23 protein-coding genes are annotated in these 22,329 nt (G+C 72.2%); 8 read left to right on the top strand and 15 right to left on the bottom strand.

All coding sequences use genetic code 11. The features are described from left to right. Positions 1 to 312 precede the first annotated feature (312 nt). The 3 genes from ACWDN5_RS28195 to menD form a co-directional block, all read right to left on the bottom strand. Positions 313 to 750: a DUF3592 domain-containing protein gene (locus ACWDN5_RS28195; protein WP_310967882.1), complete on the bottom strand. Its 438-nt coding sequence runs from the start codon at positions 748 to 750 to the stop codon at positions 313 to 315. 22 nt (positions 751 to 772) lie between these two features. Then, positions 773 to 2,284 carry a M1 family metallopeptidase gene (locus ACWDN5_RS28190; RefSeq protein WP_449678390.1) on the bottom strand — a complete coding sequence of 504 codons (1,512 nt, stop codon included), beginning with the start codon at positions 2,282 to 2,284 and terminating at the stop codon, positions 773 to 775. 119 nt (positions 2,285 to 2,403) lie between these two features. Continuing rightward, positions 2,404 to 4,080 carry a 2-succinyl-5-enolpyruvyl-6-hydroxy-3-cyclohexene-1-carboxylic-acid synthase gene (gene menD / locus ACWDN5_RS28185; RefSeq protein ID WP_449678389.1) on the bottom strand — a complete coding sequence of 559 codons (1,677 nt, stop codon included), beginning with the start codon at positions 4,078 to 4,080 and terminating at the stop codon, positions 2,404 to 2,406. Between the two features lie 57 nt (positions 4,081 to 4,137). On the opposite strand from menD, the gene ACWDN5_RS28180 reads away from it, so the two are divergent. From ACWDN5_RS28180 to ACWDN5_RS28160, 5 genes are all read left to right on the top strand, one after another. Continuing rightward, the gene (locus ACWDN5_RS28180; RefSeq protein WP_449678388.1) at positions 4,138 to 5,061 is read left to right on the top strand and encodes a 1,4-dihydroxy-2-naphthoyl-CoA synthase; all 924 of its coding nucleotides are present in this window, start codon (positions 4,138 to 4,140) and stop codon (positions 5,059 to 5,061) included. A 1-nt stretch (position 5,062) separates the two neighbouring features. Further along, a complete protein-coding gene (gene menE, locus ACWDN5_RS28175; protein ID WP_449678392.1) occupies positions 5,063 to 6,187 on the top strand; it encodes an o-succinylbenzoate--CoA ligase in 1,125 nt (374 codons plus the stop codon). 51 nt (positions 6,188 to 6,238) lie between these two features. Next, positions 6,239 to 6,382 carry a hypothetical protein gene (locus ACWDN5_RS28170; protein ID WP_310967886.1) on the top strand — a complete coding sequence of 48 codons (144 nt, stop codon included), beginning with the start codon at positions 6,239 to 6,241 and terminating at the stop codon, positions 6,380 to 6,382. Between the two features lie 190 nt (positions 6,383 to 6,572). Then, positions 6,573 to 9,377 carry a BTAD domain-containing putative transcriptional regulator gene (locus tag ACWDN5_RS28165; RefSeq protein WP_449678387.1) on the top strand — a complete coding sequence of 935 codons (2,805 nt, stop codon included), beginning with the start codon at positions 6,573 to 6,575 and terminating at the stop codon, positions 9,375 to 9,377. A gap of 23 nt (positions 9,378 to 9,400) precedes the next feature. Next, positions 9,401 to 10,273, top strand: a complete 873-nt coding sequence (locus tag ACWDN5_RS28160; protein ID WP_449678386.1) for a 1,4-dihydroxy-2-naphthoate polyprenyltransferase — start codon at positions 9,401 to 9,403, stop codon at positions 10,271 to 10,273. Here ACWDN5_RS28160 and ACWDN5_RS28155 read toward each other — a convergent pair. From ACWDN5_RS28155 to ACWDN5_RS28145, 3 genes are read right to left on the bottom strand one after another with little or no spacing between them, the layout of a single operon-like run. Further along, on the bottom strand, positions 10,270 to 11,349 hold the full coding sequence (locus ACWDN5_RS28155) for an L-cysteine desulfhydrase Cds1 (RefSeq protein WP_310967889.1): 1,080 nt from the start codon (positions 11,347 to 11,349) through the stop codon (positions 10,270 to 10,272). The two genes, ACWDN5_RS28160 and ACWDN5_RS28155, sit on opposite strands and share 4 nt — an antisense overlap. Next, positions 11,346 to 11,633 carry a DUF4229 domain-containing protein gene (locus tag ACWDN5_RS28150; protein WP_310967890.1) on the bottom strand — a complete coding sequence of 96 codons (288 nt, stop codon included), beginning with the start codon at positions 11,631 to 11,633 and terminating at the stop codon, positions 11,346 to 11,348. The genes ACWDN5_RS28155 and ACWDN5_RS28150 overlap by 4 nt, the downstream gene beginning before the upstream one ends. A gap of 11 nt (positions 11,634 to 11,644) precedes the next feature. Next, a complete protein-coding gene (locus ACWDN5_RS28145) occupies positions 11,645 to 12,118 on the bottom strand; it encodes an Lrp/AsnC family transcriptional regulator (protein ID WP_310967891.1) in 474 nt (157 codons plus the stop codon). A 277-nt stretch (positions 12,119 to 12,395) separates the two neighbouring features. Between ACWDN5_RS28145 and ACWDN5_RS28140 the strand changes: the two genes are divergently transcribed. Both ACWDN5_RS28140 and ACWDN5_RS28135 read left to right on the top strand, forming a co-directional pair. Beyond that, a complete protein-coding gene (locus ACWDN5_RS28140) occupies positions 12,396 to 12,608 on the top strand; it encodes a BldC family transcriptional regulator (RefSeq protein WP_086837800.1) in 213 nt (70 codons plus the stop codon). A 147-nt stretch (positions 12,609 to 12,755) separates the two neighbouring features. Next, positions 12,756 to 12,941: a hypothetical protein gene (locus tag ACWDN5_RS28135; protein ID WP_310967892.1), complete on the top strand. Its 186-nt coding sequence runs from the start codon at positions 12,756 to 12,758 to the stop codon at positions 12,939 to 12,941. A gap of 178 nt (positions 12,942 to 13,119) precedes the next feature. Here ACWDN5_RS28135 and ACWDN5_RS28130 read toward each other — a convergent pair whose 3' ends face one another. From ACWDN5_RS28130 to hemL, 8 genes are all read right to left on the bottom strand, one after another. Next, on the bottom strand, positions 13,120 to 14,436 hold the full coding sequence (locus ACWDN5_RS28130; protein WP_449678385.1) for a nucleotide-binding protein: 1,317 nt from the start codon (positions 14,434 to 14,436) through the stop codon (positions 13,120 to 13,122). Between the two features lie 76 nt (positions 14,437 to 14,512). Next, on the bottom strand, positions 14,513 to 15,481 hold the full coding sequence (ccsB, locus tag ACWDN5_RS28125) for a c-type cytochrome biogenesis protein CcsB (protein WP_310967894.1): 969 nt from the start codon (positions 15,479 to 15,481) through the stop codon (positions 14,513 to 14,515). 3 nt (positions 15,482 to 15,484) lie between these two features. Beyond that, complete coding sequence (gene resB, locus ACWDN5_RS28120; RefSeq protein WP_310967895.1) at positions 15,485 to 17,077, bottom strand: cytochrome c biogenesis protein ResB; 1,593 nt, start codon at positions 17,075 to 17,077, stop codon at positions 15,485 to 15,487. Beyond that, positions 17,074 to 17,847, bottom strand: coding sequence for a cytochrome c biogenesis CcdA family protein (locus tag ACWDN5_RS28115; protein WP_310967896.1), 774 nt, complete (start codon positions 17,845 to 17,847; stop codon positions 17,074 to 17,076). Before ACWDN5_RS28115 ends, resB begins: the two co-directional genes overlap by 4 nt. A gap of 462 nt (positions 17,848 to 18,309) precedes the next feature. Then, the gene (locus ACWDN5_RS28110; protein WP_449678384.1) at positions 18,310 to 18,705 is read right to left on the bottom strand and encodes a phosphotransferase; all 396 of its coding nucleotides are present in this window, start codon (positions 18,703 to 18,705) and stop codon (positions 18,310 to 18,312) included. Between the two features lie 92 nt (positions 18,706 to 18,797). Beyond that, complete coding sequence (locus ACWDN5_RS28105; protein ID WP_310967899.1) at positions 18,798 to 19,361, bottom strand: redoxin domain-containing protein; 564 nt, start codon at positions 19,359 to 19,361, stop codon at positions 18,798 to 18,800. Beyond that, a complete protein-coding gene (locus tag ACWDN5_RS28100; RefSeq protein WP_310967900.1) occupies positions 19,358 to 19,984 on the bottom strand; it encodes a histidine phosphatase family protein in 627 nt (208 codons plus the stop codon). Before ACWDN5_RS28100 ends, ACWDN5_RS28105 begins: the two co-directional genes overlap by 4 nt. Further along, complete coding sequence (gene hemL, locus ACWDN5_RS28095; protein WP_310967901.1) at positions 19,981 to 21,282, bottom strand: glutamate-1-semialdehyde 2,1-aminomutase; 1,302 nt, start codon at positions 21,280 to 21,282, stop codon at positions 19,981 to 19,983. The genes ACWDN5_RS28100 and hemL overlap by 4 nt, the downstream gene beginning before the upstream one ends. Positions 21,283 to 21,342: 60 nt before the next feature. On the opposite strand from hemL, the gene ACWDN5_RS28090 reads away from it, so the two are divergent. Beyond that, on the top strand, positions 21,343 to 21,819 hold the full coding sequence (locus ACWDN5_RS28090) for a TspO/MBR family protein (RefSeq protein ID WP_449678383.1): 477 nt from the start codon (positions 21,343 to 21,345) through the stop codon (positions 21,817 to 21,819). Here ACWDN5_RS28090 and ACWDN5_RS28085 read toward each other — a convergent pair. Continuing rightward, positions 21,816 to 22,325, bottom strand: coding sequence for a hypothetical protein (locus tag ACWDN5_RS28085; RefSeq protein WP_449678382.1), 510 nt, complete (start codon positions 22,323 to 22,325; stop codon positions 21,816 to 21,818). The genes ACWDN5_RS28090 and ACWDN5_RS28085 overlap by 4 nt on opposite strands. Positions 22,326 to 22,329 lie beyond the last annotated feature (4 nt).

Below are 22,329 nucleotides of genomic sequence, written 5' to 3'. Positions count from 1 at the left end.
ACGTCATTCCGAGTCACCACATGACCAAGACCGGACCCTAACCGCACCAAGTACGGCACCACCAACCCTGACACTGAGAGTCATTCGCGACACCGCAGGCCCCGCCAGTACGTGCGAGCCGCCCGACTTGCCGGAGCCCGAGAAGCCGCACCACCCGCCCTACACCTCCCCCGCCCCTCGTCCCAGCCGCAGTCAGCACCGGGGAGCCGGGGTCAAGGGTGGGCGAAGCCCATCGCGAAGCGACGCCGAAGGCGCCCTTGAGGCCGGATCCCCGGTGTTGAACAATCAAAGGACGAGGAGCGGGGGAACCACTCAAACCGCAGCCAGAGCCCGCTTCTTCTGCCGCCGGATCCACCAAAGCGCCGGCCCGGCCACCAGCCACGTGAAGAACACAAAGCTCCCCAGCGGCAGCAGCGTCAAGGCAGCCGACCGCCCCGCCACCCGGGCCAGCTCCGGATCGGACGCGTCATACTCGATCCGCACCAGCTGACCGGCCGCCAGCCCGTCCGGGTACAGCACCCCGTTGGCCGGGCTGTGCACGATCCCATCAGGCGTCTCGAAGTGGATGATCGTCCGGTCGAACGCCACGGAATCCACCGTCGCCGTGGCCGTCCCGAGCTGGGCCGAGATCGCGCTGTCGTTCCGAAGAGCCGCGAACAGCAGGCACACGCACATCACGGTGAGGAGCGAGGCAACGCCGAGGGTGGTCCACCACCCGACGCGCCTCGCCCGCTCACCTCTCGTGCTCACGCCGCGAGCGTAGCGGTCCCGCTCAGCCCGCGTGTTCGGCGGCGAGGAACCGGTGATTCTGCTGGATCTGGTCGTACGAACGCGGCTTCACGGACGCGACGCGCGAGGTGAAAGCGGCCGCCCCGTTCGGGCCCACCGAAGGCTTGCCCGCCGTGTACAGCCACGTCTGGAACAGGTCGTGCAGCGGCTTGCCGGAGATCTTCTCCGCCAGCGCGATGAACTCGAGGATCCGCCCGTCCTTGCCGCCCTTCGTGGCCTGCCAGGTCTGCAGGATCTTGAAGAACGCCTGGTCACCGACGGCCGTCCGCAGCGCCTGGAGAGTCAACGCACCCCGGTCGTAGACCGCGTTGTCGAACTGGTTGTCCGCTCCCGGGTCGGCCGGGACGACCTTCCACAGGTCCGCGTCGGCCGCGTTCGAGTCGTACGTGTACTGGGCCAGCTCCGCGACCGTTCCCTCGCCCTCGTGCTCCGACCACAGCCACTCGGCGTACGACGCGAAGCCCTCGTTCAGCCAGATGTCGCTCCAGCGGCCCAGCGACACGTTGTCGCCGAACCACTGGTGGGCGTTCTCGTGCGCGATCAACGTCGTGTTCGAGCCCGCACGGAAGTTGCGCGCGCCGTACGTCGGGCGCGTCTGGTTCTCCAGGGAGAACGTGATGCCGCTGGTCACGACGCCGCCCTCCGCCTCGAACGGGTACGGGCCGAACTGGGTCGCGAGGAACTCGTTGATCTCCGGCGTCCGCTCCACGCTGGCCTTCGCCGCGTACAGCGAGTCGCCCAGGTCGGTGCCGTAGGCGGTGACGAACGGCTTGCCGTCCGGGGTGGTCGACTGGACCAGCTCGTAGTTGCCGACGATGAACGACGTCAAGTACGTGGCCTGCGGCTTCGTGCTGCGCCACTGCCAGCGGGTCCAGCCCGCGCGGCTCTTCTGCGTCCGGACCAGCGAGCCGTTGGAGATGGCCACGTTGCCGTCCGGCGCCTCGATCGAGACGTCGTAGGTCGCCTTGTCGGTCGGGTGGTCGTTGGCCGGGAACCACCACGCCGAGCTCTGCGGCTCGTCGATGCCCAGCGCGCCGAACGCGCCCTTCTTCCACGCGTTGAGGCCGTCCACCTTCTCGGTCGACGGCGTGTCCGCGTAGGCGACGACGACCGTCGCGGTCTGGCCCTTGAGCAGCGGCTGGGCCGGCGTGACGACGAGCTCGCCGTTGCCCGTCTGGTTCGTGAACTGCGCCGGGCGGTTGTTCACCCGCACGCTCGAGGCCTTCAGCGCGAAGTCCAGGTCGAACCGCGAGAGGTCCTGGGTCGCGGTGAGCAGCAGCGTCGTCGTGCCCGACAGGAGGTCGGTCGCGGGCTGGTAGGTGAGCCGGATGTCGTAGTGCAGCACGTCCGTGCCGCCGTTGCCGGCGTTCGGGTAGTACGGGTCGCCGGCACCGGGGGCGCCGGGCGCGGGCGCCGCGCCGGCGGTGCCGGCGAGCAGCACCGAAACGACGCCGGCCGCGAGCGCACCGAGCCCGGTGCGCGTTCTTGCACGCATTCGAATTCCTCCAAGAGGTGAGGATCAGCGCGCTCGAACGTAGCCAGGGCAGCCGGAGGCAGGAACAGCCGAAGGGAGGTTTCTTGCCTACTGGGATTCCACCCGGAAAGCGGTTGACGTCAACCCGCGGACACGGCTGCCGACACCGCCGCCCGCAGGCGGGCGTGCAGGTCGCGGTGCCGCGACCGGTCCACCCGGACCTCGACGACCCGGAGGCCCGGCGCCGGCGCCAGCGCGGCCCGGAACTCCGTCAGCGTCTCCGCGACGACGTGCGGGACGCGGTAGCCGGCGCACAGCGCGCCCAGGTCGGAGCCGTGCGGGGTGCCGAACACGCGCTCGAAGCTCGCCGAGTGCTCCGGCGCCCCCTGCTCCAGCAGGGAGAAGATGCCGCCGCCGTCGTCGTTGAGGACCACGATCGTCAGGTCGGGCCGCTGCTCGGCGGGCCCGGTCAGCAACCCCGACGCGTCGTGCAGGAACGTCAGGTCGCCCAGCAGCGCGTATGACGGACCGCGGTGCACGTACGCGGCTCCGATGGCCGTCGACACCGTGCCGTCGATGCCCGCGACGCCGCGGTTGCGGTGCACGAGGACGTCCGGGCGCAGCCGGCCGGCCAGCGCGACGTCCCGGGTCGGGTTGGACGAGCCGACGACCAGCAGCGAGTCCGGCGGCAGCGCGTCCACCAGCTCGGTCGCCACGCGCAGCCCGGACGGCCACGGTTCCTCGGCCAGTGTCGACGCCACGGCGGACGCGGCTGCGGCGTCGGCCCGGCGCCAGCCGGCCAGCCACTCCGGGTCGGCGGGCTTGGTCGGCTCGTCGAACCACTGCCCGACCTGGCGAACGTTGTGCGCGGGCGCCGGCCAGTCCGAGTCCGGCCGGACCAGCAGGACCTCGACGTCAGGGTCGGAAATCACCTTCTGGATCTGCCGGAACACGGTCGGCCGGCCGAGGCAGAGCACCTGCTCCGGCTTGTGCCGCGAGATGAACTCCTCGACGCCCAGCAGCCACGCACCGGACGAGATCGCCGTGCCGCCGGACAGGCCGATCCCGCCGGTTTCGGAGATCACCGGCCAGCCGTGCTGCTCGGCCCACTCGCTGGCCGCCTGGACGCCGGTGTCGCAGGCGATGACCAGGCCGTGGCGGGCCGACGGCACGACGAACGACGGCAGCGCGCCGAAGTCCGGCAGCTCGGTCCAGCGGGACCCGTCGGCGCGACCGTCGAGCGACTCGTACCACTCGCCGTCATCGTCGAGATCGGGCACGAGCGGCTCGCGGAACGGGATGTTCAGGTGCACCGGCCCGCAGCGCCACTCGCCGTAGGCGGCGTTCCAGGCCCGGCAGATCTGGCTGCGCCAGTACGAGTTCTGGCCGGCCCGCCGCTCGGCGACGGCCAGCTCGTCGAAGTAGCGGACGGCGTCGCCGTAGAGCTGGTGCTGGTCGATGACCTGCGACGCGCCCGCGGCCCGCAGCTCGGGCGGCCGGTCCGCGGTCAGCACGATCAGCGGGACACCCGCCCGGTCGGCTTCGAGGACGGCCGGGTGGAAGTTCGCGGCCGCGGTCCCGGACGTGCAGAGCACGGCCACCGGGCGGCCGGTGCGCGCGGCGATGCCGAGGGCGAGGAACGCGGCCCCGCGCTCGTCGATGCGGACGTGGAGCCGGAGCTTCCCGGCCGCCGCGGCGTCATACAGCGCGATCGACAGCGGCGCGTTGCGGGAGCCCGGGCAGAGGACGACGTGCGAAACGGTGTTGCGGACGAGTTCGTCGACGATGACCCTGGCCTGCGCGGTGGAAGGGTTCACCGGCAGGCCTCGCATCCATCGAGATCGGTTGGGTCCACAGGTCCTATCCTCGCAAACGTGGATGACGCCCGAGTTTCCGAGCTGTTCGACCCCGCCGCGTGGACCGAGGTCGAAGGTTTCGCCTTCACCGACATCACCTACCACCGCTCCGCTGAGGACCGCGGCGGCAAACGCGTGGTGCGCATCGCGTTCGACCGCCCGGAGGTCCGCAACGCCTTCCGGCCGCACACCGTCGACGAGCTCTACCGGGCCCTCGACCACGCCCGGATGAGCGCCGATGTCGGTTGTGTCCTGCTCACCGGGAACGGCCCGTCGCCCAAGGACGGCGGGTGGGCGTTCTGCTCCGGTGGTGACCAGCGTATTCGCGGACGGTCCGGGTATCAGTACGCGAGCGGGGAGACCTCCGACACGGTGGACCCCGCGCGGGCCGGCCGGCTGCACATCCTCGAGTGCCAGCGGCTCATCCGCTTCATGCCGAAACCGGTGATCGCGGTGGTGCCGGGCTGGGCCGCGGGCGGCGGGCACTCCCTGCACGTCGTGTGCGATCTCACCCTCGCCTCGGCCGAGCACGCGAAGTTCAAGCAGACCGACGCCGACGTCGGCTCGTTCGACGGCGGCTACGGCTCGGCGTACCTGGCGAAGATGGTCGGGCAGAAGTTCGCCCGCGAGATCTTCTTCCTCGGCCGCGAGTACTCCGCCGAGCAGATGCACCACATGGGCGCGGTGAACGCCGTCGTCCCGCACGCCGACCTGGAAAAAGAGGCGCTGACCTGGGCGTGGGAGATCACGCGCAAGTCGCCGACGGCGCAGCGGATGCTGAAGTACGCGTTCAACCTGACCGACGACGGCCTGGTCGGCCAGCAGCTGTTCGCCGGCGAGACCACCCGGTTGGCCTACATGCAGGACGAGGCCGTCGAAGGCCGTGACGCGTTCCTCCAGAAGCGCGACCCCGACTTCAAGGACGTCCCCTATTACTACTGAGCTGCTCCCGATCCACCTCGACGGCTCGCCCGAGGCCCTCGAAACCCTGAAGCGGGCCGTCGCGGACGCGCTGGGCGGCGGCCCGGCGGTGCTGCCGTTCACCGACCCCGCGCTGCGCGACGCGATGGCCCCGGACGAGCCCGCCGAGCCGGGCACGGCCGTGGTCATCGCCACGTCGGGCTCGACCGGCGCCCCCAAGGGCGTCCTGCTGTCGGCCCGCGCGCTGACCGCGTCCGCCGAGGCCACGCACACCCGGCTCGGCGGGCCGGGGCACTGGCTGCTGGCGACGCCGGCGCACTACATCGGCGGGCTCCAGGTGCTGGTCCGGTCGCTGCTGGCCGGGACGACCCCGGCGCTGCTGACCGGCGCCGGCTTCCGCCCGGACGACTTCGCCGCCGCGGCGGCCCGGCTCGGGGACGGCCCGCGGTACACGGCCTTGGTGCCGACCCAGCTGGTCCGCCTGCTCGACGACGGCGGCGCCGGGCTCGCCGCTGCCAGGACGTTCGACGCGATCGTCGTCGGCGCGGCGGCGACCCCGCCGTCCCTGCGGGAGCGCGCCGAGGAGGCTCGCGTGCGGATCGTGCCGGCGTACGGCATGAGCGAGACCGCCAGCGGCTGCGTCTACGACGGCGTCCCCCTCGACGGCGTCCGGGTCGACGTCGAGGGCGACCGGATCCGCATCGCCGGCAACGTCCTCGCGCACGGCTACCGGCGCCGGCCGGACCTGACCGCGGAGTCCTTCTCGGACGGCTGGTTCACGACCTCCGACCGCGGGGTTCGGCACGCCGACGGCCGCGTCGAGGTCCTCGGCCGGGCCGACGACATGATCAACACCGGCGGCGTGAAGGTGTCGGCGAACGCGATCGAGCGGTGCCTCCGCGCGCAGCCGGGGGTGCGGGACGCCTGCGTCGTCGGCGTGCCGGACCCGGAGTGGGGCGAGGCCGTGGTGGCGCTGGTCGTCCCGCCGGGCGAGCACGGCGACCTGCGCGCGGCGGTCCGCGCGGAGCTGGGCGCGGCGGCGACGCCGAAGCGCATCGAATCCGCCTCGGAGCTGCCGCTGCGCGGGCCGGGCAAGGTCGACCGGGCGGCGGTGAAGGCCCGGCTCCAGCCGCGTCCGACCGGCTGAATGGCGGCACTTCGTTGACATGAACAGGGTGCGCCCGCTTGGCTACTCACCATGACGCGCCTGATTCGCACCGCCCTGATCAGCACCGCCGTCGCCCTGGGGGTCCTCCTTCCCGCGGGTGCGGCGCTGGCCGACGTCCCCGCCGCGGACCCGAACAGCGGCTCGCTCGTCCTGCAGCTGCCGTCCACCGACTGACCTGGGCGAACCGGGACCGCACCGCCCCCTCGGCGGCACGGTCCCGGCCGGCGCTCCCCCGACCGCTCACGCGGTGTGTCCACCACCTTGCCGTAAGCATCGTGGCGAAACCTTGCAGACCGCTTGAAAGAGCTGGTCGAATGCGGTGCCGGCCGGACACGGGCCCGGTGGCCGCAGGGAGGGCGCAGGGGTGGAGTTCCGGGTGCTGGGCACGATCGAAGCCCGCCAGGACGGAAGGCAAGTGGAGCTCGGGCCGGTCCGGCAGCGATCGGTGCTGGCGGCGCTGCTCGCCGACGCGAACCGGCTGGTGCCGGTCGACCAGCTGATCGACCGCGTGTGGGCGGACAACCCGCCGCTGCGGGCGCGCGACACGCTGTACAGCTACCTGTCCCGGCTGCGTGGCGTTCTGGCGGGCGGCGGCCTGGAGATCGAGCGGCTCGGCGGCGGCTACTTCCCGCGCGTCGACCCCGACGCCGTCGACCTGCACCGGTTCCGCCGGCTCGTGGCCGAGGCCCGCGAGGCCGAAGACGACGAGGCCGCCGCCGGCCTCTTCGAGCGGGCCCGCGAGCTCTGGCGCGGGGAAGCGCTGGCCGACGTCGGCACCCCGTGGGCCGACGAGCTGCGCCGTGACCTGCGGGCCGAACAGTGGGCGGCGGAACTCGACCACGCCGATGTGTGCCTGCGCCAAGGCCGGCACGCCGAACTGCTGCCGGAACTGACGGCGAGGACCCGCGAGCACCCCCTGGACGAGCGGCTCGCCGGTCAGGTCGTGCTGGCCCTGTACCGCTGCGGCCGCCAGGCCGACGCCCTCGACCACTACGAGCAGCTGCGGCGACGGCTCGTCCGGGAGCTGGGCGCCGATCCCAGCCCGCCGCTGCGGGAGCTGCACCAGCGGGTCCTCCGCGGCGACCCGGACCTGACCGCGGCACCGGCGGGCACGCCGGCCGGCGCCGACGCGGTGCCGCACCACTTCCCCGCGGCGCCGCCGTCGTTCATCGGCCGCGCCGACGAGCTCGCGGCGCTCACCGCCGCGTGCCGCCCCGAGGCGGACGTGAGCCGGGTGGTCCAGATTTCCGCGCTGGCCGGCGCCGGCGGGGTCGGCAAGACCTGGCTGGTCCTGCACTGGGCACACGCGCACCGCGACCGGTTCCCGGACGGCCGGCTGTTCGCCGACCTGCACGGGTTCTCCTCGGCCGGTGCCCCGCTCGACCCGTCCGTCGTGGTGCGCGGGTTCCTCGGCGCGCTGGGCGTCGCCCCCAGCCGCATCCCGCCCGAGCCGGACGCTCAGGTTGCGTTGTACCGGAAGCTCGTCGACGGCAAGCGGATGCTGGTCGTGCTGGACAACGCGGCGGACGCCGAGCAGGTGGTCCCGCTGCTGCCGGGCAGCCCGGCCTGCACGACCGTCGTCACCAGCCGGCGGCACCTCGCCCCGCTGATCACGCGCTACGGCGCCCGGCACCTCCAGCTCGACATCCTCAGCCACGGGGAGGCGCACGCGCTGCTGGCCGAACGCCTCGGCGAGCCGCGGATCGCCGACGAGCCGGCCGCGGCCGAAGCGCTGATCAGCCTGTGCGGGCGCTACCCGCTGGCGCTGGCCATCATGAGCCGCCACGCGCACACCCGGCCCCACATCCCGCTCGCCGAGTTCGCCGCCGAACTGCGTGACCTCGGCCTCGACGCGCTCGACCACGACGATCCCACGGTCAGCCTGCCGACGGTGCTGTCGTGGTCCCTGCGGGCCCTCACCGGCGAACAGCGCACCCTGTTCGCCCTGCTCGGCACCGCGCCCGGAGCGGACATCGGGCTGCCCGCCGCGGCCGCGCTCGCCGGTTCGCCACCGCGGCGGACCGCCAAGGTGCTCAGCATGCTGGAGGAGGCCTCGCTGCTGACCCGCCGCGCCGGCGGCCGGTACGCGATGCACGACCTCATCCGCGACTACGCCACGGCCACCGCCGAGCGGGACCTCCCGCTCGGCGAGCGTCGAGCCGCGCTGGACCGGGTGCTCGACTTCTACGCCCACACCGCGCACGCGGCCGACCACCGGGTGGATCCGCACCGCCAGGCCGTCCGGCTCGCCGCCCCCGCACCCGGCGTCGAACCGGGCTCGCCGTCCGACGATGCGGAAGCCATGGCGTGGTTCGACGCCGAGCACGCCAACCTGCTGGCCGCCCAGCGCGCCGCCGCGGGCCTCGGCCGGCACGACGTCGTGTGGCACCTGGCGTGGAGCCTGCACACGTTCCAGAACCGGCGGGGCATGCTGCACGACCGGCTCGTGGTGTGGCAGGCCGCGCTGGAGGCCACCGAGCACCTGTCCGACCCGTCCGTGCACATCCGCGCCCACCGGCTGATCGGCGACGTCTTCATGTACTTCCGGCGGCACGACGAGGCGGTCGAGCACCTCGGTGAAGCCGCCGCCCTCGCCGCCAAGCACGAGGACCCGACCGAAGAGGGCCTGATCCACCACGGGCTGTCGTGGGTGTGGCAGCTGCGCGGCGACGACCGGCAGGCCCTGGAGCACGCCACCCGGGCGCTGGCGGTCTTCCGGACCCTGGACCGGCCGGTGTGGGAGGCGCGCGAGCTCAACCAGGTGGGCTGGTTCGCCGCCCGGACCGGCGACTTCGAGACCGCGCGCAGCCACTGCACGGCCGCGCTGGCCCTCCACCGGCGGCACGGCGAATCCGACGGCGAAGCGGACACGCTCGACAGCCTCGGCTACATCGAGCACCACACCGGCCACCACGCCGCCGCGATCGACTACTACCAGCGCGCCCTCACGGTCTACCGGGAGCGCGGCAACACCTTCCAGGTGGCCGACACCCTCAGCTGCCTCGGGCTGCCCCACGCCGCGCTCGGCCACCACGACCAGGCCCGTGCGGCGTGGCAGGAAGCGCTCGAGCTGTTCCGGCAGCAGGGCCGCACGCACGACGCCGAGCGCGTCCGGCGGGAGCTCGACGCCCTGGACGGCGCCCGGTCCGGGCTCCCCTCGGCGCACTGATCGAGATGGCGTTGAATGGCGCCATGGCGAGCTTGAGCGAGTGGATCGAAGGGGCCCGGCCGCGGACGCTGCCCAACGCGGTGGCGCCGGTGGTGGCGGGCGTCGGCGCGGCGATCGCGCTGGACGCGTTCTCCTGGTGGCGTTCGGCGCTGGCGCTGCTGGTCTCGCTCTCGCTGATCGTCGGCGTCAACTACGCCAACGACTACTCCGACGGCATCCGCGGCACCGACGAGAACCGCGTCGGCCCGCTGCGGCTGGTCGGTTCCAAGGTCGCCGCCCCGAAGGCCGTGCTCACCGCCGCGCTGGTCTCGCTGGGTCTCGCCGGGGTGCTGGGGCTGGTCCTGGTGGCCGTCAGCGGCCACTGGTGGCTCCTGGGCATGGGCGCGCTGTGCATCCTCGGCGCGTGGTTCTACACCGGCGGCAAGAAGCCCTACGGCTACTACGGCTTCGGCGAGATCGCCGTCTTCGTGTTCTTCGGCCTGGCCGGCGTGCTGGGCACGGTGTACGTCCAGGCGGGCCGGGTGAGCTGGGCGGCGCTGGCCTGCGCGGTCGCCGTCGGCTGCTTCTCGACGGCCGTCCTGACGGCCAACAACCTGCGCGACATCCCGACGGACATCGAGTCCGGCAAGCGCACCCTGGCCACCCGCCTGGGGGACAAGGGCACCCGGCGGCTCTACCTGGCGCTGATCGCCGTGCCGTACGTGCTCACCCTGGTCCTCGGTTTCACGGTGCACGGGCTCGCGGCACTCCCCCTGCTCAGCGCCCCGCTGCTGTTCCAGTCGGTCAGCGCGATCCGCCACAACGCGACCGGCCGCGACCTCATCCCGGCTCTGCGCGACACCGGGCTGGCGATGCTCGCCTGGGCGGTGCTGGCCGCGGTCGGCCTGAACCTCTAGAGCTCCGGGAACTTCCCGGTGGCCAGGAACTCCTCGAACAACGCCGTGTGCGGCGCGATGTCCAGGTTCTGCTGGGCCAGCCACTCGTCGTTGTAGTAGGTGTGCGCGTACCGCTCGCCGCCGTCGCACAACAGCGTCACGACGCTGCCCGCCTGGCCGTCTTCGACCATCCGCGAGATGAGCCGGAAGGCGCCGTAGAGGTTGGTGCCCGTCGAGCCGCCGGCCCAGTGGCCGGTGCGCTCGCGCAGCAGCCGGATGGCCGCCAGCGACCCGGCGTCCGGGATCTGGAACATCTCGTCGATGACGCCGGGCACGAACGACGGCTCGCAGCGCGGCCGCCCGATGCCCTCGATCCGCGACGGCATGCCGGTGCCGTAGTCCAGCGCCCCGGTTTCCCAGGCGCCGTAGAACGACGAGTTCTCCGGGTCGACGACGCAGATCTTCGTCGTGTGGCGCTTGTAGCGGACGTACCGGCCGAAGGTCGCGCTCGTGCCCCCGGTGCCCGCGCCGACGACGATCCACTTCGGGATCGGGTGGCGCTCCGAGCGCATCTGCGCGAACACCGACTCGGCGATGTTGTTGTTGCCGCGCCAGTCCGTCGCGCGCTCGGCGTAGGTGAACTGGTCGAGGTAGTGCCCGCCGCACTCGGCCGCGAGCCGTTCCGCCTCGGGGTACATCGCCGGGGCTTCGTCGACGAAGTGGCATTCGCCGCCGTAGAACTCGATGAGCGCGACCTTCTCCTTCGACGTACGCCGCGGCACGACGGTGATGAAGCGCAGGCCCAGCATCCGGGCGAAGTAGGCCTCGGACACCGCGGTCGAGCCGCTGGAGGCCTCGACGAGCACGGTGTCCGGCCCGATCTGGCCGTTGACCAGCCCGTAGAGGAACAGCGACCGGGCCAGCCGGTGCTTCAGCGAGCCGGTCGGGTGCACCGACTCGTCCTTGAGGTACAGGTCGATGCCCCACTCCGGGGGCAGCGGGAAGACGTGCAGGTGCGTGTCGGCGCTGCGGTTGGCGTCGGCCTCGATGATCCGGACGGCCTCGCGGACCCAGCTGCGGCTGTGGAGGCGGCTCACTCGGACTGCCCGGCGGTGTCGCCGCGCAGCTGCGCGCGCAGCTCGGCCCGGGCGCGGGCCCGCTTCTCGTTGCGCTTCGCCAGCCCGGCGGTCACGCGGGCGTTGAGCGGCCGGAACAGCAGCAGGCCGAGCGGCAGCCCGACGACCAGGCCGATCAGCAGGGCGACCAGCAGCGGCACCCCGGTCAGGGACAGCGCCCACGCGATCACCCCGACCAGCACGAACCGCGCCAGCAGGTACAGCGTCAGGTCACGGGCCAGCTGCGGGGGCTTCTCGTCGCTCACACCAACGCAGGCTACGCCCCGCCCGGCCGGTCCTTCTGCAGGCCCGCGTTGTTCGGACGGCCCTCGAACCGGGTCGAGAGCACCACGGTGGTGTTCGTCCGGCCGACGCCGGGGATGCGGCGCAGCCGGCCCAGCGTGCGTTCCAGCTCATCGACGGTCGGCACCCGCACCTTGACGACGAACGCCTCGTCGCCGGCCACCGCGTAGCAGCTCTCGACCTCGTCGAGCTCGGCGAGGGCGTCGGCGACGTCGTCCTCCGTGGCGGTGTCCGTGGGGTGGATGCTGACGAGGGCGGTGACGCCGAGGCCGACGGAACTGGGGTCGACGACCGCGTGGTAGCCGGTGATCACGCCGGCGGCTTCCAGCTTGCCCACGCGCTCGTGCACCGATGACGCGGAGAGCCCGACGGCCCGTCCGAGGTCGGCGTAAGTGGCCCGTCCGTTGATGCGCAACGCTGCGATGATCTTCCGGTCCAACTGATCCACGGGATCACTCTATGCGGTTGGACAATCCCCCATTGGCACCACGCCTGGCCGCCGGTGGCCAAGGGAGGGCCGTCCGCGCACGTCAGATCACCGCAGGGTAGTTGCCGTCCGTAAACAACCTGTCCGTTTTGACCTTTAAGGGCTCTTTACTCGGAGACAACCGTTCGAGTACCCGACGGGTGAAGTGCAACGATTGCCTTGTTGGCTACCCCGGCGCGACGGGCAGAAGGGCCCGGACGCCTCCGGTATAGCAGTGAGTTCGTTAAGGAGGCGGAAAATGACCGCGACGATGGGCGGACGCCTGCTCACCCCTGGCGAGGTGGCAGCGCTGTTCCGAGTGGACCCCAAGACGGTGACGCGGTGGGCGACCGCGGGGCGGATCGGCTCGATCCGGACCCCGGGCGGGCACCGGCGGTTCCGGGAGTCCGAGGTGAACGAGCTCCTCGCCGAGCTGACCACCGACGCCAGCGAACCGGCGCGCACCGCCTGAACCAGACGGACGTCAGGGCCGTGTCGGGTACGGGAACCACCCCGTCCCCGGCACGGCCTTTCGTGCTCCACCGGGTCGGCTTCAGGCCCATCACACGGCCGGACCGGTTAACCTCGGGGGACAGGCAGCCATACGGAAGGATCCGGCATGCTCGCTCTGCTCGCGGCGGTCGGCGCGCTGGTCGTCGCCCTGCTCCTGTGGCGGTCGTTCGCCGGCCAGCGGGTCGGGGTGCCCTCGGCTCCGCGCCGCGCCCCCCTCGCCCCGGACGACGACCCCGACTTCCTGCGCCAGCTGGCCGAACAGCAGCGCAAACGCCGGGACGAAGACGGCTGACCCGCCCTTTACCTTCACCGGCCTCCGCTCACCCGGAACTCACGTGACCGGGCCCGTCACCCGCGTGACAGGCCCGGATCTCGGGTGATCGGCGCCGCAACTCGCCCGTTCCGACCCCCGATCAGGTGACTTCCGTCTCTGATCACGCGGGTGACGGGGCCGGAACACGCGGGTTCGGTCAGCGGTAACCCTGCGAAAGCGGCGTCGCGAAGCCATCGGCGACCGTCGCCGCCAGCTCGAGGAGCGCAAGGCGGGTGTCGCCCGACAAACGGTCCAGCTCGATCTCCGCGCCCTCCTCCAAATGCGGATCGAACGGGACCTTGCACACCGCGCGGACCTTTGCGCCGAAGTGGGCCGACAGCTTGTCGAGGTCGACGGACCCGCCCTTGGGGCGGACCGAGTTGATCACCGCCACCGAGCGCTTGACCAGCTCGCCGTAGCCGTGGGCCTCGAGCCAGTCCAGGGTCGCCGAGGCGCTGCGGGCGCCGTCGACCGAACCGGACGAGACCACGACCAGCGCGTCCGCCACGTCCAGGACGCCCTTCATCGCCGAGTGCATCAAGCCGGTCCCGCAGTCGGTGAGCACGATGTTGTAGAAGTGCTCCAGCAGGTTGACCGTGCGCCGGTAGTCGTCCTCGGAGAACGCCTCCGACACGGCCGGGTCCTGCTCGCTCGCCAGGATCTCCAGCCGGCTCGAGCCCTGCGAGGTATACGACCGGACGTCGCTGTAGCGGGTGATGCGGGCCGCATCGCGCAGCAGGTGGCGGACCGTCGCCGTCGTTTCCAGGGGGATCTTCTGCGACAGCGTGCCGCGGTCCGGGTTGGCGTCCACCGCCACCACGCGGTCACCGCGCAGGGAGGCGAACGTCGAGCCCAGCGTCGTCGTCACCGTGGTCTTGCCGACGCCGCCCTTGAGCGACAGCATCGCGATCTTGTAGCACCCGCGAAGCGGCTGGTTGACACGGGCGATGAGCTCGCGGCGGCGGGTGTCCGCCGGGCTCTCCCCCGGGTTGACCAGCTTCCCGGTGCCGACGTAGACCGCCTTGCGCCAGCCCGACTGCGGCGGCCGCCGGGTCTGCTTGACCAGGTGCGCGGTCGACAGGTCGTGGCCGTGGCCCGGGCCCGGCTGGGGCGCCGCGTGCCGGCCGCCCTGGGGCTGCGGCAGGCCGGACGGCTGCTGCGGCGGGTACTGGGCGTTGGCCTGGTACTGCTGCGCCGGGTCGCCGTACTGCGGCTGCAGCGGCGGGAGGTTCTGGTCGTAGCCGTAGGGCACCTGGTGCGGCCCCGACACGGCCGGGTTCGGCACCTGGTGCGGGCCCGAAACCGCCGGGTTGGGCGGCGGCGCGACGGCCTGCGTCGGCTGCACGTCGAACGCCCCCGACGTCTCGGGGTGCGGGTGCGAGTCCGTCCGGTCGTCGGCGAACAGGCCCGGCTGCGGTGCCGCAGCGGCCTGTTCGGGGTGGCCAGGAGCCGATTCTTCGCTGGGTCCGGTCACCGGTGAAAACCTCCGCGCACTCCGCCTGACACACAGTCCCCCGGTGTCGACGGTAGTCGGCGGACGCGCGGGATGCTCAGCCCACCCCGGCGTAGGAGTGCAGGCCGACCGAGACGAGGTTCACGAAGAACAGGTTGAAGATCATCGCGGCGAACCCGACGATGTTGATGATCGCGGCCCGCGCGCCGCGCCAGCCCGCGGTCGCCCGCGAGTGCAGGTAGGCCGCGTAGACGACCCAGGCGATGAACGCGCAGGTCTCCTTCGGGTCCCAGCCCCAGAACCGGCCCCACGCCGACTCCGCCCACACCGCGCCGCAGAGCACGCCGAAGGTGAACACCGGGAAGGCGAAGATGGTGGTCCGGTAGGCGATCCGGTCGAGGACGTCGGCCGCGGGCAGCTTCGGGGCGAACCGGGCGAACTTCGTGGTGTCCTTGTCGTGTGCCGCGCGGAACAGGTACAGCACGCTCGCGACGCCTGGGACCAGGAAGACGCCGGAGCCGATGATGGCCGCCGCGACGTGGATGACCAGCCAGTACGACTGGAGCGCGGGCTGCACCGGCGCCGCGGTCGTGTACAGCAGCGTGCCGTTGATGAACATCAGGATCACGACGGGCAGCAGCAGGAAGCCGGTCAGGTGCCGGACCGGGAACTTCCACAGCACGATCAGCCAGGTCAGCACCGTGATGAAGGTGACGGCCATGCCGTACTCGTACATGTTGCCCCACGGCGCGCGGTGCACGGCGAGCCCGCGCAGCACGATCGCCGTCAGCTGCAGCAGCGCGCCGAGCACGAGCAGCGCCGCGCCCATCCGGCCGATCCGCTCCGGGCGGCCGACCTCGCGCTGCGCGGCGGGGACCTCCTCGACCGGCGGTCCGCCGGCGCCGACCAGCTCGCGCGCCCGCAGCTTGGCGCGCTCGGTGGCGAGCCGTCCCTTGGCGCCGAAGCCCTGCTCGACCAGGGTGAACATCAGCGCGACGACGTAGATCGCCGCGGCGGTGGTGTACAGCCAGTCGCTGTAGGTCGACAGCGTCTCGTTGATCGGCATGCCTCAGCCCTTCTGCCCACTGATCAGGCGTTCGCTGACCCGGTGGAACTCTTCGCCGTACCCGGCCTGGTCGGTGCGGGCCAGCCCGGCGACCTCGATCACGGTACCCGGCTCGTCCTCGGTTCCCGGCTTCACCCGCACCCACAGCCGGCGGCGCTTGACCAGCAGGGACGCGCCGAGGCCGACGAACATCGCGATGGCGAAGCCGAGCACGAACCCCTGGGTCGGGTCGTGCGAGATCTGCAGCGAGACCCACTGGCCGACGCCGTCGAAGCGGATCTTCGTGCCGTCGTCGAGCTTGAGCTCCTCGCCGACCTTCAGGTTCTGCCGGGCGACCTTCTTCAACCTGCCGTCGTCGACGAGCGACTGGTCGACCGAGAAGACGGACTGCCCGCGCCCGGCGTCGAGGCCCAGGTCACCGCGCAGGACGTCGACGGCGACGGCCGGGTCGTTCGCCTCGGGCGCCGACGACGTCAGGACGCTGCCGTGCAGGAACGCGGTCGGGGCGAACAGGCCGGTGATGGCCAGCTGCCGGGTCCGCCGCTGGACCTCGTCGGTGATGCCGGGCTGGTCGAACTTCGTCGCGCCCTCGGCGAGCATGGTGCCCGGGTCGACCGTGCGCCACTGCGTGTTCTGGGTGCGCTGCGAGCCGTCCGGGAAGGTGACGGTGAACTTCGGCGAGTAGCCGTGCCCGAGCAGGTAGACGCGGTCGCCGGCGGTGCGCAGCGGCGAGTTGACCTCGAGGCCGTACGGGCGCCAGGTGCCCGTGTCCAGGTCCGCGCCGGACTGGTACTCGATGTTCGAGTGGTAGTAGTCCGGCTGGCCGGCGTCGGTGTAGCGGGCGGTGAAGTCGTTCACCTTCACGCAGAACGGGTTGAGGTCGGTGCCGTCGACGTCCAGGCCCGCGTTGAACGAGTCGTAGTTGTAGATGCCGGCGTTGCAGAAGGTGCTGCCGTCGGCCTGGACGATGACCTGGCCTTCGTAGCTGTAGAGCTTGCCGAGGGCGAAGAAGACGATCAGCCCGAGCATGCTGAAGTGGAAGAGCAGGTTGCCGGTCTCGCGCAGGAACCCGCGTTCGGCCGAGATGGTCCGGACGCCGCCGGCTTCCTCGCGTTCGACGCGGCGCCAGCCGGAGAGCTGCTTGTGGGCGGCGGCGACCTCGGCGGCGACATCGGTCTTGCCGCGGCCGAGCCGGTAGTGCGGCATCCGGGCCAGGTTGCGCGGCGTCAGCACGGGCTTGGCGCGCATCGCCTTGACGTACTCGAAGCTGCGCGGGGTCAGGCAGCCGACGAGCGAGACCATCAGCAGCAGGTAGATGGCCGAGAACCAGATGCTGGAGTAGACGTCGTAGAACTCGAGCTTGTCGAGCAGCGTCCCCCACCAGCCGTGCGCGGCGATGTAGTCGTCGACCTTGGGCGCGTTGAGCTTCCGCTGCGGCAGGAGCGCGCCCGGCAGGGCGGCCAGGGCCAGGAGGAACAGCAGGACGAGCGCGGTCCGCATGGACGTCAGGCCGCGCCAGGTGTTGCGCAGGAAGGCGAAGGTGCGCTTGGCGGGCGTGGGGTGCGGCGTCTTGGGGGGTGCTTCGGTCGTCGTCACAGGGGCAGCCTCAGGTCGAGGGCGAGTTCGTTGCGGAGCCAGCCCATCAGATCCCCCCAGACGCCGGTGACCAGCAGGACGCCGACGATCAGCAGCAGGACTCCGCCGACGATCTGCACCTGACGGCCGTGCCGCCGCACCCAGTCGGTGGCCCGCACGGCCCACCGGGCACCGAGCGCGATGAGCAGGAACGGCAGGCCCAGGCCGAGGCAGTAGACGGCGATCAGCAGGTACCCGCGGGCCGCGGCCCCGCCGGTGGCGCTGGCCAGGGTGGTGACGGCGGACAGCGTCGGCCCGATGCAGGGAGTCCAGCCGAGGCCGAAGATGGCGCCGAGCAGCGGCGCACCCCAGACGCCGCCGCGCGGGACGTGGTGCGAGCGCACCTCGCGCTGCAGGCGGGGGATCCAGCCGAGGAAGACGAAGGCCATGGCGATGGTGAGGACGCCGCCGATGCGCTGGAGCAGGTCCTGGTTGAGGGTGAGGGTCGCGGTCAGCCAGACGAGCGTGCCGAGCGTGGCGACGAACACGACGGTGAACCCGAGGACGAACAGAAGGGCGGCCCCGACAACGGCCCACCGGCCGTTCTTGCGCTCTTCATCGGCCTTGACGGCGGGAGCATCGGCCCCGACGAGAGCGGCGAGGTAGGCGAGGTACCCCGGCACGAGCGGCACGACGCACGGGGAGGCGAACGAGATGGCCCCGGCCAGCAGCGCGACACCCGCGGCGAGCAGCAGCGGCCCGGAGATCGCCAGCTCGGTCACGGAGTTCACCCCGTTGAGGGTAGGCAGTGAGGTCCTGGTGAGAACGCCGGGGCCGCTTCACAGGACCTCGGTCACGGCAGATCAGGACCTTCGTCCCGGCCGGCTTCCGGCCTCGGGCGGGCCGGCCCCGGCCATTGAGCGGGACAGCCTCGGCCATTGGGCGGGCAGGCACCGGCCATTGGGCGGGCAGGCACCGGCCATTGGGCGGCCCAGCCCGGCCTTGGGCGGGCCGGCCCCGGCTTCACCCGAGCTCGGGTTCCGGCCTCCGGCCGGGTTTGCCCACAATCCGCGGCGGCTGTGGACAGGTGCGGCGGGAGGCCGCTGATCGGCCGGGTTTGTCGTGCCTCGCCGATAGACTGGACCAGGGAGGACTCCCCCAGGGAAGGGCGGGCCGCGCCGCCCCGGTTCGGCACCGGCCGGCCACCTCGGCGAGCACCTCCGTCCGGCGGCCGGATGGCGGAGGTTCCGCACTCAGTCGGCGTCGTCGCGGAACGGGGCGACGTACTCCAGCGCGTAGGCGACGTCGTGGAGCCGGGGCGCGGGCCGGGCGTAGTCCCAGTCCAGGATCCCGACCGGCTGACCGCCCCGCCAGACGACGTTCCACGGGCCGAAGTCGCCGTGGCAGACGACCTCGCCGGTGCCGGTGAACCACGTGAGACCGGAAGCCGGCCACGGCGTCGTGGTAGCCGGACGAACGCCATCAGGCCGTCTTCGCCGACCACCTTGGCCCAGCCTTGCGGGCCCGATTCGCCCGCCAGGTAGGTGAGCACCTCGCGGCCCTCGTCGTCGATGCCCAGCACCCGGGGCGCGGCCGGAAAGCCGACGTCCTCCAGGTGCCGGAGCAGCGCGTGGACCGCGGGTGTCCACGGGTGCACCGGACGGCGGACGGTGTCGCCGATCCGGACGACCCGGCGGTGCGGCTGGTCCTGGAGCACTTCCTCGGTCGGCACCTGCCCCGATCAGGCTTCCGCGGTCAGCCGCTGGGTCACCGGGAGCAGGTCCTGGGCCAGCACCGGCCGCAGGAACACCGCCGCCACGCGGTGCTGCTTGTCCAGGACGATCGTCGACGGGATGATGTTCCGCGGGTAGCCGCTCAGCTTCAGCAGCACGCGGCCGTCCGGGTCGTAGATCGACGGGTACGTCAGCTCGCGGTCCCGCACGAAGTCCTGAGCCACCTCGCGCGACGGGTCGCGGACGTCGATGCCCACCACCTGGACGCCCTGCTTGGCCAGCGATTCCATCTCCGGCGCCTCCGTGCGGCACGGCCCGCACCACTGGCCCCACAGGTTCAGCACCACGACCTTGCCGCCGTAGTCCGCCAGCGACAGCTGCTTGCCCTCGTTCATCAGGTCTTCGCCGGCCAGAACCGGGGCCGTCTGGCGCTGGGCGACGTCGTAGGTGATGTCGACCTTGCCGCCCGGCGAGACGAAGCTGAAGCTGCTGCCCTGGACCACCGCGTCCTTGCCCGTGCTGCAGCCGGCCAGCGCGAGCGCCGCGACCAAGCCCACGACCAGCCGTTTCATGCCCCGGTCACCTTCGGGTCGGTCGCGCCCGCGGGCTCGCTGTAGACGATCTCGCGCAGCTCGTCGCCCTCGAACACCAGCGACGTCAGGGACGCCAGCGAGCACTGGCGGCGCCGCGGGTCGTGCCACAGGCGCTTGCCCTCGAGGAACCGCCGCAACGTCCAGATCGGCAGCTGGTGCGACACGCACAGGGCCTCGTGCCCGGCAGCCGCCTCGCGGGCCCGGTGGACCGCGCCGAGCATCCGGTGCGCGATCTCGATGTACGGCTCGCCCCACGACGGCTTGAACGGGTTGACCAGCTTCGGCCAGTGCTTCGGCTCCCGCAGCGCGCCGTCGCCGACCGCCACCTGCAGGCCCTCGAACTGGTTGCCCGCCTCGATCAGCCCGTCGTCGGTCGCGATGTCGAGCCGGTGCGCGGCGGCGATCGGGGCCGCCGTCTCCTGCGCCCGCTGCAACGGCGACGCGACGACGTGCACGAGGTCGTGCCCCGCGACGGCCTCGGCGACCGTCAGCGCCTGCCGCTGCCCGCGCTCCGAAAGCCGGTAGCCAGGCAGACGGCCGTACAGGATCTTCGTCGGGTTGTGCACTTCGCCGTGCCGCAGCATGTGGACGACGGTGGTCACTGGACGGCCCCAGCCGCCGCGCGCGCCGCCGCGGGCAGAGCCGCTTCGATCACCGAGAACGCTTCGTCGTCCATGGCCGCGTTGACGAACCAGGCCTCGTACGCGCTCGGCGGCGCGTACACGCCTCCGTCGAGCAACGCGTGGAAGAACGGCGGGAAGCGCCACGTCTCGGACGCCTGCGCGCCGACGTAGTCGCGGACCGGCTCCTCACCGAAGAACACGCTCACCAGGTTGCCCGCGTACTGGACGTTGTGCGCAACCCCGGCTTCGCTCAGCGCGGCGTGGAACAGGTTGCCGAGGCGCTTCGCGTTGGCGTCGAGAGCCGCGTACACGGCGTGGTCGGCCGCCCGCAGCGTCGCGAGACCCGTGGCCACCGCGACCGGGTTCCCGGACAGCGTCCCGGCCTGGTAGACCGGGCCGCCCGGCGCGAGCTTGGCCATCACGTCGGCGCGGCCGCCGAAGGCCGCCGCCGGCAGCCCGCCGGACATCACCTTGCCGAACGTGTAGAGGTCGCCGGCCACGCCTTCGAGGCCGAACCAGCCCGCGTGCGAGACGCGGAACCCGGTCATCACCTCGTCCATGATCAGCAGCGCGCCGTGCTCGTGGGCCAGCTCGCGCAGCCCCGCGTTGAAGCCGTCGGCGGGCGCCACCGCGCCCATGTTCCCGGCCGCCGCCTCGGTGATCACCGCGGCGATTTCGCCCGGGTTGTCCACAAAGGATTTCCGCACGGCGTCGAGGTCGTTGTAGGGCAGCACCAGCGTGTCCGCCGCCTGCGCCCCGGTGACGCCCGGCGACGTCGGCAGCCCGAGCGTCGCGACGCCGGAGCCGGCCTGGGCGAGCAGCGCGTCGACGTGACCGTGGTAACACCCGGCGAACTTCACGATCTTCGACCGGCCGGTGAACCCCCGGGCCAGCCGGATCGCGCTCATCGTGGCCTCGGTGCCGGAGTTGACCAGCCGGACCTGCTCGACCGGCTCGACCCGGCCGATGATCTCCTCGGCCAGCTCGACCTCGCCGATCGTCGGCGTGCCGAACGAGAGCCCGGACGTCGCCGCCGTGCGCGCCGCCTCGACCACCGCCGGGTGCGCGTGGCCCAGGATCATCGGGCCCCAGGAGGACACCAGGTCGACGTACCGGTTGCCGTCGGCGTCCCACAGGTGCGGGCCCTCGCCGCGGACCATGAAGCGCGGGGTCCCGCCGACCGAGTTGAACGCCCGCACCGGCGAGTTCACCCCGCCGGGGATGGCCGTCTTCGCGCGGTCGAACCATGCCTTGGACTGCTCGGTTCCAGTGCTCACCGGTCCAGTGTCCCAAACCCGCATAGGATGGCGGGCAGCCGCCCGGGAGGGGAACAGCCGGTGACCGAACGCGCCCCGCACCGCAACCAGTGGCTGATGCTGGCCGGGTTCGCGGGGGTCGTCGCCGTGGTGGCCGTGGTCGGCGGCTTGGCGGCGACGTCGGCGCGCGAGGTCTACGCCCGGCTCGAGCAGCCGTCGTGGGCGGCGCCCCCGTCCCTGTTCGGTCCGGTGTGGACGGTGCTCTACGTCACCATCGCGGTGGCCGGCTGGCTGTACTGGCGGACCGACGGCGAGACCCGCGGGTTCGCCGCGTACGGCATCGGCCTGCTGTTCAACCTGCTCTGGACACCGCTGTTCTTCGAGAGCGGCGCGGCCCGGATCGCGCTGGCCGACATCGTGCTGCTGGACGTCGTCGTGGCGGTGACGATCGTCCTGTTCGGCCGGCGGTCGAAGGCCGCCGCCGCGCTCCTGGTGCCCTACCTCGCCTGGATCTTCTACGCGACGGCGCTCAACGCCGCGATCGTCGTCCTCAACTAGCGCGCGGCCTGCTGGGTGATGGCCTGCGCGGCCACCGTCCCGTCGCTGCCGGCCTGGCCCTGGACGACGACCGTCGCGCCCGGCTTGAGGTCCGAGAGCTTGCCCTGCTGGGTCATCCCGACCGTGGTCGAGTCCGATGTGGACACCTTGACGTCGTCGCCCTGCGCGGTCTTGACGTACACCGTGGTGCCGTCGACGCGGTCGACCGTGCCGGTGGTGCCGCGGCCGCCGCGGAACCCGCCGCCCTGCTGGCCCGCGCCGGCCTGCTGGCCGTTCTGGGTGCCGCCCGCCGGCCGGGTGGGCGTCGACGAGGACGAGCCGAACGCGGCGTGCGTCCAGGCGCCGCCACCGAAGGCGATCGCGAGCACGACGAGCCCAGCGAGCACCAGCGTGGTGCGGGAGAACGGCTTCGCGGCCTGGCGCATTTCGGCGTTGAGATCACCCTCGACCGCCGGGCTGGCGATGATGTCCTCCGCGTTCGGCGGGGTCGTGGTGGACGAAGACATCGAA

The sequence above is a fragment of the Amycolatopsis sp. NPDC003731 genome (genome assembly GCF_053586895.1).
This window is presented reverse-complemented; position numbering and strand designations above follow the sequence as displayed.